Raw genomic sequence first — 17,131 nt, forward strand, 5'->3', positions numbered from 1 at the left:
ATAACACATACCTGCATGACGATGATGGCACCTTACAATCGAGAGGATGGGTGTAATATTTATGCATGATGATGTTCAATTATTCCCGTTAACCAATGCCCAACAGCGAATTTGGTATACCGAGCTGCTGTATCCGAATACCTCCGTCTCTCTACTTCTAGGGACTGTAAAATTCAAAGGAAACATGAATCTGGATGCCTTGATGCGCTCCATTAATATGGTGATAGAGCAATACGATGCATTTCGCATCCGCATTACGTCCGAGAACGGGATACCTCTGCAATATGTCGTTCCTTTTGAATATAAGGAGTTCACTTGTCTGGATGCAGCCGATTTTGCTGGAGCAGACGAACTGAATGCCTGGCTGGAGCGTCATATCCAGACACCATTTGAGCTTCTGGAGAATGAACTCTTCCATTTCCTATTCATAAAAATCAGTGATGATGAGTACTGGTTGAGCGTCAAGATGCATCACATTATTTCGGATGGCATATCGATGGTGCTATTCGGCAATCAGCTGACGGAATATTATATCGAATTCATCCGGGGCATGGCTCCATCCCTGGGCGAGCAGCACTCCTATATCGAATATATCGAGGCGGAGAATACATACGTGCAGTCTGATCGCTTCGCCAAGGATAAGGCGTTCTGGAACGATAAATTTGCGGAGCTTCCAGACATGACAGGACTGAAGCCGTACAATCCCTTACTGCTCAGTACCGCTGCCCGTAGAGAACACTTCACAGTAGACCGTGAATTATATATGCAGATTCAGAAATTCTGTCAGGAGAACAGGGTCAGCTTGTTTCAATTTTTTATGGCGGCCATGTACATCTATATTCATAAGGCGACTGGCGAGAAGGACATCGCCATTGGCACCTCCTTTGCCAACCGTTCGACCAAGAAGGAAAAAAATACGGTAGGTATGTTCGTCAGCACCATCGCTGCTAGATCCCTTGTCGACCCTGGGATCGATTTGATGAGCTTTGTATTAAACGTAGCCAAGGAGCAAATGGCTCTGCTACGCCATCAAAAGTATCCTTATAACCTTCTCATTCAGGATTTAAGATCCTCTCAGCACCACAAGGACATTCAGCGCTTGTTCGGAGTATCTATGGAATATCGCCCGGTGAGCTGGGTGGACCTGGATGATGTTCGCATTCATACAGATTATGATTTTGGTGGAGACGAGGTTAATGATCTCGTGCTGCATATTGCAGAACTGCTGGATGAAGATCAATTGGTGCTGCATGTCGATTATCGCATTCACCTGTTTGACGCTGAGGAGATTGCCTACATCATTCGGCAGCTTATGTCCATATCTGGCTATATTGTGCACAATCCCGAGCACAGCATCTCAGAGATATCCCTAATTGATGAGCAAGAAGCCAATACCATATTGACGGTATTTAATGATACTCAAGCGGACTTTCCTAGAGAGCATACCATTCATCGTATATTCGAGGAGCAAGTCATGCTGACCCCGGAGCAAGTAGCCGTCATACTCGGCGACAACAGCCTCACCTACCGGGAGCTGAATGCCCGTGCGAACAAGCTCGCCCGTATGCTGAGACAGCAAGGTGTCCATGCGGATCAGCTCGTTGGTCTGATGGCAGAGCGCTCACTTGATATGATCGTAGGTATTCTGGCTATTTTGAAGGCTGGCGGAGCTTATGTTCCTATTGACCCAGAATACCCGGAGGAACGTATCCATTACATGCTGGAGGATTCCGGGGCAGAGCTGCTGCTGCTGCAGGGTCATTTGCAGGATCGTGTGCAGTTTGCCGGACGTATCGTATTCCTGGAGGATGTGACCTATAGCAACGAGGATGATACCAATCTGCCATCTATCAACACTCCAGCCGACCTTGCTTATGTCATCTATACATCAGGAACGACGGGCAAGCCAAAGGGTACGCTTATTGAGCATAAAAATGTGGTACGTCTTCTCTTTAACAGTCACAATCGCTTCGCATTCGGACCAACCGATTCATGGACCATGTTCCACTCCTTCTGCTTCGACTTCTCGGTCTGGGAAATGTACGGAGCCCTACTATACGGCGGAAAGCTGGTCATGGTACCATCCCTTACTGCCAAGAATCCGGCACAGTTCCTGAAGCTGCTGGAAGAGCAGGAGATCACGATCCTGAACCAGACACCTACGTATTTCTATCAGTTGTTGCGCGAGGCGCTGGCTGCTCCGCAGCAAAAGCTGAGGGTGCGCCAAGTGATCTTCGGAGGCGAGGCCCTGAGTCCACAGCTCTTGAAAGAATGGCGGGCTGCCTATCCGAATACACAGCTGATCAACATGTATGGAATTACAGAGACAACGGTCCACGTTACATACAAAGAAATTACCGAAGTCGAGATTGAGCAGGCAAAGAGCAATATCGGCGGTCCTATTCCGACGCTAAAGGTGTACGTACTTGATGAGCACCGAAGACTGTTGCCGATTGGCGTAGCTGGGGAGATGTATGTAGCTGGAGATGGACTTGCGCGTGGTTACCTGAACCGCCCGGAATTGACCGCGGAGAAATTCGTGGACAATCCCTTTGAGCCCGGAGAACGAATGTATCGTAGCGGTGACCTGGCTCGCTGGCTGCCGGACGGTAACATCGAGTATCTGGGACGCATTGACCATCAGGTGAAAATTCGTGGCTATCGGATTGAGCTAGGAGAAGTGGAGACGCAGCTCGCCAAAGTGGAGGAGATTCAGGAGGCCGTTGTATTGGCCAAGGAAGATACTCACGGAGAAAAGCAGCTATGCGCATACTTCGTGGCAAGTCGGCCTCTGACTGTTGGAGAGCTCAAAGACAGACTTTCGGAGAATTTACCAGCCTATATGCTCCCGGGCTACTTCATACAGCTTCCGAGCATGCCGTTAACATCCAATGGAAAGATTGACCGCAGGGCACTGCCAGCGCCTGAAGGCCATATGAACACGGGTGAAGCTTATATAGCACCTCGCAATGAACGTGAGGCACAGCTTGCACGGATCTGGGAAGATATTCTGGGGTTAACAGCTGTTGGCGTGAAGGATAATTTCTTCGAGATTGGGGGTCATTCCCTACGCGCTACGCTGATGACCGCCCGTATACAGAAAGAATTGAACTTGAACCTCTCTTTGCGAGAGGTATTCCAGGCACCGACTATTGAGCAAATGGCTCAGTTATTGGAAGGAAGAGAGCATAGCGTATACACAGCTATTCCTGTTATTGAGACACAGGCGTATTACCCGGTCTCTTCGGCTCAAAAGCGGCTGTATCTGTTGAGCCAGCTTGAGGGTGGAGAGATTAGCTATAACATGCCTGGTGTGATGCTCGTTGAGGGTAACCTGGACCGTAAGCGTGTGGAGAAGGCCTTCCAACAGCTGATTCAGCGGCACGAAACATTAAGAACGAGCTTTGACGTAGTTGGTGGAGAGCCCGTACAGCGTGTACACACAGAAGTTCCATTTGCCGTCGAGTACACTCAAGCGAAGGAGCAAGACGCAGAAGTCTGCATTAATCGTTTCATTAGAGCATTCGATCTTCAGACGGCTCCTCTTCTCCGTGTAGGATTGGTCGAACTGGACATGAACCGTCATTTGCTGCTCTTTGACATGCATCACATTATTTCCGATGGAGTATCCATTCGTATTCTGGTGGATGAATTCAATCGCCTGTACGAGGGACTGGGTCTGCCTGCGCTACGAATACAGTACAAGGACTACGCAGGCTGGCAATTGAAGCAGGCACACACTGACCGTATGAGCACACAAGAGGCATATTGGCTGAATTTGTACCAGGATGAATTACCGGTGTTGGAGCTGCCAACAGATTTTACAAGACCACCTGTCCAGAACTTCGCCGGGAGCTCAGTGGAATTTGTATTAGATCAGACCCGTACGGCGGCATTGCAGCAGCTTGCTACACAGACTGGCTCTACCTTGTTCATGGTACTTCTCTCGGCTTACACTGCATTACTTCATAAATACACGAGACAAGAAGACATCATAGTAGGCACGCCCATTGCTGGCAGACCACATGCTGATCTGGACGGCATCATCGGAATGTTCGTGAATACACTGGCAATCCGTAGTTATCCTGCTGCAGACAAGACCTTCGTTCAGTATGTACAGGAAACAAAGGAAGCCTCACTAAAAGCCTTTGAGCATCAAGATTATCCGTTCGAGGAGCTTGTAGACAAACTGGATCTCCGGCGCGATCTAAGTCGTAATCCCCTGTTTGATACTTTATTTGTGCTGCAAAATGTTGAGCAAGATACGCAGGAGCTCGATGGCTTACAATTCAAGCCCTATCCTCATTCACATCAGACAGCCAAGTTCGATCTGACACTCCAGATCACCGAGGACGCCAGCGAGCTGGCATGCAGCATGGAATATGCTACCTCGCTATTCCAGCAAGGTACTGTGGAACGGTTGGCGCGGCACCTGCAGCAGTTGATTGACGTTATCATAGCTAGACCCGAGACGAAGCTGTCAGCGATTGAGATCATTACACCTCAGGAACGGGTACAGATCGTGGAGCAGTTCAATGCAACTGCAGCAGACTATCCACGCAGTAGTACAGTTCACCAGCTATTCGAGGAGCAGACCTTATTTAATGGTACGCAGGTTGCTCTCGTATATGAGGGTGCAGAGCTTCAATACCACGAGCTTAACAGTCAAGCTAACCAGCTAGCGCGAACACTTAGAGAGCATGGCGTCGTTCGGGATCAGCCTGTAGCGATCGCGGCCCATCGCTCGACTGAGCTGATGGTTGGTATTCTAGCCATTCTCAAGGCCGGAGGAGCTTATGTAGCTATTGATCCTGATTATCCAGCCGAGCGTATCAGCTACATACTGGAGGATTCGGGAGCACAGCTTCTGCTTACCCCTGGTCATGATCTGGATTGTACAAATATTAACTTTGTTGGCCAAGTACTTCATTTGAATGACACTGAGATCTACGCACAAGACGGATCGAACCTTGACTCCGTGAATATGCCTACTGATTTGGCTTACGTAATCTATACTTCAGGAACAACTGGCCAGCCCAAAGGCGTCATGATTGAACACCGGAATGTCGTGCGTCTGGTGAAAAATACGAATTATGCTGTGCTTGATGACAACACACGTATATTGCAGACAGGTGCGATTACGTTTGATGCGTCTACCTTTGAAATATGGGGAGCTTTGCTCAATGGCGGTCAGCTCTATCTGACTAACAAAGATGTCATCCTGGACGCCTACAAGCTGCAACAGACCATTGAGGATTATGGCATTACGACAATGTGGCTGACCTCCCCTCTCTTCAATCAGCTGTCGCAGCAGAACAGCCAGATGTTCCGTTCTATGAAGACATTGATTAGCGGCGGGGATGTACTCTCCGTGCAACATATTAACCGGGTACTCCAGGACAATCCAGCACTCCACATTGTGAACGGCTACGGCCCGACTGAGAATACAACCTTCTCGACTACCTATCAGATCCCTGACCTGCTCACGGAATCAGCACCAATTGGACACCCCATTAACAATTCTACAGCTTATGTTGTAGATAGCATGATGAAGCTTGTCCCTATTGGGGCCTGGGGTGAGCTGATCGTCGGCGGGGATGGTGTAGCACGTGGATACTTGAATCGTCCGGAGCTGACAGCAGAGAAGTTCCTACAAGACCCGATTCGAGCAGGCGAACGCTGCTATCGTACCGGAGACCTGGTGCGCTGGCGGCCTGACGGCACGCTTGAATTCAAAGGTCGGATAGATGAGCAGGTGAAAATTCGTGGCTATCGGATTGAGCTAAGCGAAGTTGAGGCACAGCTGCTACAACTGGAGGACATCCAGGAGGCTGTCGTCATTGCACGTGAAGACGATCATGGACAAAAACAGCTGTGTGCCTACTTCGCAGCCGATAGCCGGCTGAACGCACGTGAGCTACGGAGCACATTGGGCAGCAAGCTGCCTAGCTACATGATTCCATCCTATTTCGTGCAGATCGAGCAATTGCCACTGACAGCCAATGGGAAGGTCGATCGCAGGATGCTGCCTGCTCCTGAGGTTAACGTTCATACCGGAAATGAATATGTGGCACCACGGACTGCGGTAGAGCAAGCACTGGCATCTGCCTGGCAGAGCGTGCTTGGTGTGCGTAATATCAGCATTCATGACAGCTTCTTCGATCTGGGTGGCGACTCTATCAAGTCGATTCAGGTATCCTCCAGGCTGTTCCAGTCGGGTTATCGTCTGGAAATGAAGGAGCTCTTCAAAAACCCGACAATTGCAGGCTTGAGCCCATATGTACAAACAGCAGGTCGCGTTGCTGAGCAAGGTGTCGTTACAGGCTCCACTGCCCTGCTCCCTATACAGCATTGGTTTTTTGAACAGTACGCAGCCTCTGCGCACCATTTTAACCAGGCAGTTATGCTATTCCGGGAAAATGGGTTCCAAGAAGCGGCGCTTCGTCGTGTCATGACACGAGTTGTTGAGCATCATGACGCGCTACGTCTCGTATTTCGTCAGACGGATTCAGGATATCAGGCATGGAATCGCAGCATCTCTGAAGGTGAATTATTCACCCTGGAGTGTCTTGACCTTCAAGGAGAGGCTAACCCAAGCGCAGCCATAGAGGCTAAATCCAATGAAATTCAAGAGAGCATGGATCTGACGAATGGTCCTTTGTTGAAAATGGGGCTATTCCGATGCACAGATGGAGATCATCTGCTCATCGTTATTCACCATTTAGCTGTGGATGGCGTGTCGTGGAGAATTCTGTTCGAGGATATTTCAGCAGGCTATGAGCAGATCATGAATGGCCAGGAGATCCAGTTGCCGCTAAAGACCGATTCGTATCAGGCCTGGGCACAAGGGCTGTCACTGTATGCTGATGGGCAGGCTATGGAATCAGAGCGCCTGTATTGGGAGCAATATCGTGATATCCAGCTGGAGCCACTGCCCAACGATGAGCCACTAGTTACGTCTACAATAACTGACTCTGCTACGGTCACAGTTCAATGGAGCGAAGAAGAGACAGAGCTCCTGCTTAGACAGGCTAACCGGGCCTATAGCACGGAGACGAATGATCTGCTTCTGACTGCGCTGGGCCTAGCTATTCAATCCTGGTGCGGTATCGAGCAAGTGATGGTCAATCTGGAAGGACACGGACGGGAGCCGATTATCCCGGGGATCGATATCACGCGTACTGTCGGTTGGTTCACCACCCAATTCCCTGTTGTTCTGGATATGGGTCACAGTGAGCTGTCCTACCAGATTAAGAAGATCAAGGAGAGCATGAGGACGATCCCCAATAAGGGGATTGGATTCGGCTTATTGAAGTACCTGTCCGAGCACACGGAGAAGAATTTCGATCATCTCAAGCCTGATATCAGCTTTAATTACCTGGGCCAATTCGACCAGGATCTGAGCCATAGCTCCTTGCGCCTGTCCCCTTATTCGACGGGGCGTGCAGTGAGTGAGCATGCCGAGCAGATCTATGCCTTAGACATGAACGGATGGATTAACGGAGGGATACTGCAGCTCGACATCAGCTATCGCCCTACCCAGTACCACCAAGAGACGATGGAGCACCTGGCTGGCCTTATTCACACATCCTTGCAGAGCGTCATCCAGCATTGTGCAGCCAAAGAATTCCCAGAGCTGACGCCTAGCGACCTGCTACTGAAGGGTCTTAGTATCGAGCAGCTTGAGCAGCTGTCAGAGCAGCATCGTCATATCGGCGAGATCGAGAATGCTTACATGCTGACGCCGATGCAGAAGGGCATGTTCTTTCACAGTCTTCTGGAGCCTGATTCATCATCCTATTTTGAGCAGGCCACATTCGAGTGGCATGGCCCATTCGATCCGCAGGGCTTCAAGCAGAGTCTGGACGCTTTGTTACAAAGACATTCTGCACTTCGCACCAATTTTCATAATGGCTGGGGTGACCCGATACAGATCGTGTACCGCACCAGACACAGTGAGTTCAATTATGAGGATTTGAGCGATCTTGATGAGCTTCAGCGCGAAAGCAAGATTAAGCACTATATTGATAGTGATCAGACCAGGGGCTTCGATCTGACGCAAGATGTACTACTCCGTGTATCTGTACTGAAGAAGGATAAGGACGATTATCTGCTGATCTGGAGCTTCCATCACATCATCATGGACGGATGGTGTGTACCGCTCATCACGCGGGAAGTATTCGATGTCTATTTGGCTGCTCAGCAACAGCAGGCCATTGAGCTGGCGCCAGCTGTGCCGTATAGCACTTATATCGAATGGCTTGAGCGTCAGGACCATGAGTCCTCTGCTCAGTATTGGAATGATTACTTGGCTGATTACGAGCAACACACACAGCTTCCACAGGCGCTGCACAGCAGCAAGTCAGCATCCTATGTCTCCAAGCAGCTGGTGTGCAGTCTGGGTACGGAACTAAGCAAGCGTATCGAGCAGGTAGCCAAAGGGCAGCAGGTGACGGTCAATACCCTGATGCAGACCGTGTGGGGTATTGTCCTTCAAAAGTACAACAACAGCAGAGATGTCGTCCTCGGCAGTGTTGTATCGGGAAGACCTGCCGAAATTCCAGGCATTGAGAGCATCATAGGCTTATTCATCAATACCATCCCAGTGCGTGTGAAGGCTGATGCTACTATACGTGTCTCTGAGCTTGTTAAGCACCAGCAGCAGCAATATCTGTCCTCTCACGCCCATGATACGTTCCCTCTATACGAGATACAGGCGCAGACAGGACAGCAGCATTTGATTAACCACATCATGGTGTTTGAGAACTATCCCGTAGAGGAACAGATCGAAGTGTTGGGTGGCGATCAGGCTGCCTTTGAAATTACAGATGCTGAGCTCTTTGAGCAGACGAATTATGATTTCAATCTGATTGTATTGCCAGGCAAGGAGTTCAATATTGTATTCCGCTTCAATGAGCTTGTCTATACGCAGGCCAGTATTGAACAGATTCAGGGACATTTCGTTCATATGCTCAAGCAGGTGGTTAACGAACCGGATCTTTGTGTGGGCGAGCTAACACTGGCAACACCACATGAGGAAGCACAGCTGTCACTCCTCAACCAAAATGCAGTGATAGCTTATCCGAAGGAGAAGACACTGCAGCAGCTATTCGAGGAGCAGGTCGAGTCTACCCCTGACAACACAGCTCTCGTCTTCGGAGATGAGCAACTGACCTATAGACAGCTTAATGAGAAGGCCAATAGATTGGCGCATACACTGCGTGCATACGGTGTCCAGGCCAATCAGCCTGTCGGAATTATGACGGAACGGTCGCTGGAAATGATCGTTGGTCTGCTTGCCATACTAAAAGCAGGCGGAGCCTACGTGCCTATCGATCCGCAATATCCGGAGGAACGCATTCGCTTTATATTGGAGGATTCACATGCCACCGTACTGCTGGCTCATCCTCAGGTCAGGGATCGAGCGAAAGCGTTCAACGGACTCATACTGGATCTATCCGCAGAGGGTAACGATCTGTACGACACTGGCAACCCGACACCTGTGAATGGTCCTGATTCGTTGGCATGCATCATCTATACTTCCGGCTCGACTGGTAAGCCGAAAGGCAACCTGACGATGCACTACAATATTAGTCGCGTCGTGAAGGACACGAACTATATCTGCTTCTCTCCACAGGATCGTGTCCTTCAGTTGTCCAGCTTCTCATTCGATGGCTCGACATTCGACATCTATGGGGCTCTTCTGAACGGAGCTTCACTGGTGTTAATTCGCGGCGAACAGGTATTGGATGCGCGAGAGCTGGCGGATGTGTTGCAGACAGAGCACATTACGAAGTGCTTCATGACCACCGCCCTCTTCAATACACTCACAGATATTGATGTGAGCTGCTTCGACACGCTGGATACCCTCCTATTTGGTGGGGAGAAGGTGTCTGTTGAGCATGTGCGGAAGGCCTTGGCCAGACTCGGTCCTGGCCGCATCATTCATGTCTATGGACCGACGGAAAGCACAGTATTCGCCACCTACCATGCGGTGAACGAGCTGGATGAGGCAGCACAGACGGTGCCTATTGGCCAACCGATCAGTCATACCTCAGCCTACATTATGGATCTGGATCTTCATCCACTGCCAGCAGGTATCCCTGGGGAGCTATACATTGGTGGTGACGGATTGGCCTTGGGCTACCTGAACCAAACGGAGCTGACTGCCGAGCGATTCATTGCTTCTCCATTCGTAGACGGTGAACGTCTGTATCGGACAGGCGATCTGGTCCAAATGCGACCAGATGGTCAGATCGAGTATATAGATCGTATTGACGCACAAGTGAAGATTCGTGGCTATCGCATTGAATTGGGCGAGATAGAAGCGAATTTACGGAAGCTGAATTCGGTACAAGAAGCTGTCGTTGTCGTCTATGAGGATCGCACGGGACAGAAGCATCTGGCAGCCTACTATACAGCAGCCAGCACCTTGCTGTCCGAAGGTACATTGAAAGAGGAGCTAACACAAGTGCTGCCAGCTTATATGGTTCCAGCTTATTGGATTCAGCTGGATCGCTTGCCGCTGACTCCGAACGGCAAGATCGACCGTAAAGCATTGCCTGATCCACAAGTGAGCCGGGCAGACGGTGCACATCAGGAGCCACCAAGGACGCCTACCGAAGCACAGCTGGTGACCCTCTGGCAGGACGTGCTGGGACTCGACAGCGTGAGCATCAGAGACAACTTCTTCGAGCTTGGGGGTCATTCCCTGCGGGCTACCAACCTGGTTGCACGCATCTCTAGGGAGATGAATGGACAGCTCGCCCTCAGAGAGGTATTCCAGTTCCCGACCATTGAGCAGCTTGCCGGGCTACTGGATAACCGAGGACAGTCAGTTCACGCGTCTATTCCGCTTGTGGAGCAACGAAGCTATTACCCTGTATCCTCGGCACAGAAGCGTTTGTACGTACTGAGCCAGCTGGAGGGCAGTGAGCTTAGTTACAATATGCCGGGCTCCCTGCTGGTGGAAGGACAGCTTGACCGGGCAAGGCTGGAAGGAGCCTTCCAGCAACTCATCGCTCGGCATGAGACACTAAGAACAAGCTTCGAGATCGTCGACGGCGAGCCTGTACAGCGCGTACAGGATGAAGTGTCATTTAAGGTAGAATACGAGCAGATCAGAGAAGAAGAGACATCAGAGCACATGCGTGCGTTCATTCGTCCCTTCGATCTCCAGCAAGCTCCACTGCTTCGAGTCGGCTTGCTTGAATTGGAGCCCGAGCGCCATCTGTTGCTGTTCGATATGCACCATATCGTATCCGATGGAGCCTCGATGGGCGTGCTGGTGGAGGAATTCATCCAGCTGTATGAAGGGAATTCACTGCCAGCACTTCAAATGCAGTACAAGGACTATGCTGTATGGCAGCATTCCGAGCTTCATAGCGAACGCCTGTCTCAGCAGGAAGAATACTGGTTGAATGTGTTCCGTGGTGAGCTGCCTGTGCTCGACCTGCCTACCGACGGTGTCAGACCAGCGCTTCAAAGCTTCAAGGGAGACCAGATCGAATTCGTGATCGACGCCGCCAGAAGTGATGCGATCAGACAGCTTGCAGCAAGTACAGGATCTACCTTGTATATGGTGCTTCTATCTGCGTATACCTGCCTTCTGCACAAGTACACGGGTCAGGAGGATCTGGTTGTAGGTACCCCTATTGCGGGAAGACCACATAGTGAGCTGGAGCACCTGATCGGTATGTTCGTCGGCACACTGGCACTCCGTAACTACCCTTCTGGGGAGAAGACGTTCCTCGACTATCTGCAGGAGGTCAAGGAGAACGCCTTGCAAGCCTACGAGCATCAGGATTATCCGTTGGAGGAGCTTGTCTCGAAGCTGAATTTGAAAAGGGATCTCAGCCGTAATCCATTATTCGACACGATGTTTGCACTCCACAACTTTGAGCAGGTAGAACGGGGGATTGACGGTCTGTCCTTCAGTACCTACCCACACGAGCACCAGGTCGCCAAGTTTGACCTCATGCTCAATGTGACCGAGCAAGACAATGAGCTCGCATGCAGTCTGGAATATGCCACCGTGCTGTTCCGACCAGATACAGCTAAGCGGATCACAAGCCATTTCGTACAGATTCTTGATGCGGTGATTCATGCACCCGAGACGAAGCTGGCTGAGATCGACATGATTACGCCAGCAGAGCAGCTGGAGATTATGGAGCAATTCAACGCGACCCTAGCCGACTATCCAAAGGATACAACGATTCATCAGCTGTTCGAGGCGCAAGTGGCCAGAACGCCTGAGCAGACCGCTATCATTTTCGAGCACAATAGCATGACGTATCAGGAGCTGAATGAACGGGCGAACCAGTTAGCCCGGACGCTGCGGGCCGCAGGTGTGCAGGTGGATCAGCGTGTTGGACTGATGACGGAGCGGTCGCTAGAAATGATGGTCGGCATCTTCGCGATCTTGAAGGCCGGTGGAGCCTATGTACCGATTGATCCGAGCTACCCGGAGGATCGTATCCGCTATATGCTGGAGGATTCGGGCGCACAGCTGCTGCTGCTGCCAAGTCATTTGCAGCCACCAATTCAATTTGCTGGACAGACCCTGAAGCTCGACGAGGCGCAATCATATCATATGGATGGTTCAAATTTGCAGCCGATGGCTGGACCACTGGACATGGCCTATGTGATCTATACTTCTGGCTCCACAGGTAAGCCAAAAGGCGTAATGGTCGAGCATCGTTCGGTCATCAACCGCCTGAACTGGATGCTGGAGCTGTACCCGTTCGAGCCAGGGGAAATCATCATGCAGAAGACAGCGATTACGTTCGACGTATCCGTGTGGGAGCTGTTCGGCTGGTCGCTGGTGGGAGCAAGCTTGTGTCTGCTTGCAGTAGACGGAGAGAAAGACCCCGAGGTCATTCTAGACACCATCGCTACACACAGGCTTAGCAGAATCCATTTCGTACCGGCTATGCTGCATGTCTTCTTGGAGTTTGTTGAGCGTCAGGGCATATCGGCACAAAGCAAGTTATCTTCATTGAAGCTGGTGGCTACAAGTGGTGAGGCGTTGACGCCATCTCAAGCTGAGAGATTCCATCAATATATCTCATCAGTCAGCCAGGCGAAGCTAGTGAACTTGTACGGTCCGACGGAAGCAACGGTCGAAGTATCCTATTTCGAGGTGCACCCGAACATCACTTATAGAGCGATCCCAATCGGTAGACCGATCTCCAATATTCGACTTTATGTCCTTAGCGAGGGAGGAAAGCTGCAGCCAATTGGCGTGCCGGGAGAGTTATGCATCGCAGGGGTCGGTGTAGCCAGAGGCTATCTGAATCGTCCTGATCTAACCTCCGACAAGTTTGTAGCCGACCCATTTGTTCCAGAAGATCGCATGTATCGCACAGGCGATCTTGTACGCTGGCAGGCAGATGGCAACATTGAATATTTGGGTCGTATAGACCACCAGGTGAAGATCCGTGGTTACCGGATTGAACTGGGCGAGGTTGAAGCGCAGCTACTCAAGGTTAGCGCTATTCAAGAGGCTATCGTTGTTGCACGTGAAGAAGAGAATGGACAAAAGCAGCTATGCGCCTACTTTACGGCAGATAGTGCCCTGGCCGTAAGCGAGCTTCGGGGAGCATTGGCGCAAGAGCTGCCAGGCTATATGATTCCATCATACTTTGTGCAGCTCACCCATATGCCGCTGAACGCAAATGGAAAAATCGACCGTAAGGCATTACCAGCACCGGAGAGCAGTCTGTCCATGGGACACGAATATGTCTCTCCACGGACAGCGATAGAAGAAGTACTCGCTGCAATCTGGCAAAGCGTACTCGGGATGGACAGAATCAGTATTCATGATAGCTTCTTTGATCTTGGAGGCGACTCCATTAAAGCCATACAGGTGTCCTCAAGACTGATGCAAGCGGGTTACAGGCTCGATATGAAGCATTTGTTCAGATATCCTACGGTCTCGGAGCTCAGCCAGCATGTACAAGTTCTCGTTCACACCGCCGACCAGAGCGAGGTAGTTGGCGAGACGCCACTGCTACCGATCCAGCACTGGTACTTTGAGGAGACATCCACAGACCCTCATCACTTTAATCACGCGGTCATGCTGCATCAGGCGGAAGGGTTCGATCTTACTGCCCTTCGCAAGACGATGACCGGAATCGTACAGCATCATGATGCACTGCGGCTTGTCTTCCGACAGACAGATGATAGATATCAAGCGATGATTCGAGGCATTGATGAGGACGAGTTGTATACGCTGGATATTGCCGATCTTCGTGATGAAGCTGATTGCCATACAGTGATTGAGGCAAAGGCTAGCGAGATTCAACGCAGCATCAATCTGAATACGGGGCCCCTGCTGAAGCTCGGATTGTTCCACTGCTCGGATGGCGACCATCTGCTGATCGTGATTCACCATCTGGCTGTTGACGGTATATCGTGGCGAATCCTGTTTGAGGATATTGCTTCAGGGTATGAGCAAGCGTTAACTGGGCAGGACATTCAGCTACCGCACAAGACGGACTCATTCCGCACCTGGGCACAGCAGCTGTCCTTGTATGCAGCAGGTCCAGCCATCACATCCGAACGAGCCTACTGGCAGAACCTTGTGCAGACGGCCTCAGCCATTGCACCGCTACCAAAGGATGAATCCCAGGATAGCCTGTTGTGGAGTCATGTTGATACTATTACCGTGCAATGGAGCGCCGAAGAGACCTTACTCCTGTTGCAGCAGGCCAATCAAGCCTATAACACGGAAGTAAGCGATCTGCTACTCACAGCCCTTGGCATGGCTGTCCATGCCTGGACTGGAAGTAGTCAGGTATTAGTGAACCTGGAAGGCCATGGACGAGAGACAATCGTACCGAATGTTGATATTACCCGCACTGTCGGCTGGTTCACAAGTCAGTATCCCGTGATACTGGACATCGGCTCCGGTCAGGGTGTATCAGGTATGATCAAGCGTGTAAAGGAAGACCTGCGGCGCATACCAAATAAAGGTATCGGATACGGAATCCTGACCTATTTGTCTGGCGGCCAAGGAAATGTTGACCATGATTTACTCCTGCATCCAGACATTAGCTTCAACTACCTGGGGCAGTTCGACCAGGATATGGACAACAACAAGCTACAGATATCATCCTATCCTGTGGGTGCCTCCCTAAGTGAGAAGCAGACCCAATACTATGCACTCGATATTAACGGTATGATTTCGGACGGTGTATTGTCCTTAAGCGTTGCCTACAACAGACTTCAGTATCATCAAGGCACGATGGAACAGTTCTCTACCCTTCTCCAAGCGAAGCTCAGTGAAGTACTCTTGCACTGTGCCAGCCAGGAGCAGCGAGAGCTGACACCAAGTGATCTGCTGCTATCCGAGCTCAGCATGGAGGAGCTGGAGCAGCTTGTGGGACAGACCCGCAAGCTCGGCGAGATTGAAAATGTATACAGACTTACACCCATGCAAAAAGGGATGCTGTTCCATAGCCAACTGGAGCCAGAGTCAGCAGCCTATTTTGAACAGGTTACATTCGGGCTTGAAGGGCAACTGGATGCCGAAGTATTCGCCCAAAGCCTTCATGCTCTAATGCGGCGCCATGATATACTGCGTACCGGTTTTTATGATGGTCTGAATGAGCCCGTACAAATCGTCTATCGAAACCGACCTTGTGGATTTCTTTACGAGGATCTGCGCCATATGCAGAAAGCGGAGTGCGATGCATATATCCAAGCCTTCAGCAGCCGCGATACTAGGGCCGGCTTTGACCTAATGCGGGATACACTCATGCGCGTATCCGTCTTCCGCACGGGGGAACAGACATATCGTCTATACTGGAGCTTCCATCACATCATCTTGGATGGCTGGTGTGTGCCACTGATGATGCAGGAGGTATTTGAGCACTACACGGCCATCCAACAGCATCGAGAGCCCAGCTTAACACCGGCTGTTCCTTATAGCAGATATATCGAATGGCTGGCGCAACAGCATGATGAAGAAGCTTCCTCCTACTGGCTTCACTATCTTGAGGGATACGATCAGCAGACGCAATTGCCGCAGGATGCCGAGCACAGCACGGTAAGCAAGGACGCGGGCTATGTGCTTGAAGAATGGGTATGTGACCTGGGCGAGGAACTGACCCAGCGTATGGAATCATTGGCCAAAGAGCACCACGTCACCGTCAATACCTTGATGCAGACCGCTTGGGGTCTAGTTCTGCAACGATATAACGGAAGCCGTGATGTTGTATTCGGAAGCGTCGTATCTGGCAGACCAGCTGATATTTCCGGAATCGAGACGATGATCGGCCTGTTTATCAATACAATTCCGATTCGCATACGAACCAATGATGATGCTTCTTGCCTGGATGTGCTCAAGGCAGCTCAGGAGTCAGCTCTGACATCGAGCACCTATGACACCTACCCGCTGTATGAGATTCAGGCTCATGCTGAACAAAAGCAAGGCTTGATCTCCCATATCATGGTGTTTGAGAACTATCCGATGGAGCAGCAATTTGAACAGTCAACAAGCGCTAGTGAGGATGCTTTTGAGATCACGGACGTTCACATGTTCGAACAGACCAACTATGATTTCAACCTAATTGTTATACCGGGGCAGACCCTTCGAATCAGCTATCGCTATAACAATCTGATCTATCAGCAGTCCGTAGTTGAACGAATTCAGGGACATTTCGTGCATATTCTAGAGCAGCTTACAGCTCAGCCGAATATGCTGGTCAGCCAGCTTGAGCTGGTTACCCCGGCTGAACAATCACAGCTGATTGGGCAATTGAATGCGACAGCAGCAGCGTATCCGAAGCAGCAAGCCATTCATCAGCTGTTCGAGGAGCAGGTGCTGCGAACACCTCATCACGTGGCTGTGGTACTCGAAGATCAGCAGTTAACCTACGGCGAGCTGAATGAACAGGCCAATCGGCTTGCCCATTATCTTCGCGCCGAAGGCGTCCAGTCCGAGCACATTGTCGGGCTGCTGGTCGAGCGTTCGCTGGAGATGGTCATTGGTATTATCGCCGTCCTGAAGGCTGGCGCTACTTATGTCCCGATCGACCCGGAGTACCCGGACGAGCGAATTCGCTATATCCTGCAGGACTCTGGGGCTAGCCTGCTCCTGACGCAAAGCCATCTGCGAGAGGAGAAG

Annotated in this window: 1 protein-coding gene; it reads left to right on the top strand. The window is 50.8% G+C overall.

Annotated features, from left to right (window positions below; all coding sequences use genetic code 11):
- Positions 1-61: 61 nt before the first annotated feature.
- Positions 62-17,131 (top strand): non-ribosomal peptide synthetase (locus tag K331_RS29115; RefSeq protein ID WP_036634407.1); only part of this gene is annotated, 17,070 nt, incomplete at its 3' end.

The sequence above is a fragment of the Paenibacillus massiliensis subsp. panacisoli DSM 21345 genome, from assembly GCF_000426545.1.
Classification (GTDB): Bacteria; Bacillota; Bacilli; order Paenibacillales; family Paenibacillaceae; genus Paenibacillus; species Paenibacillus panacisoli.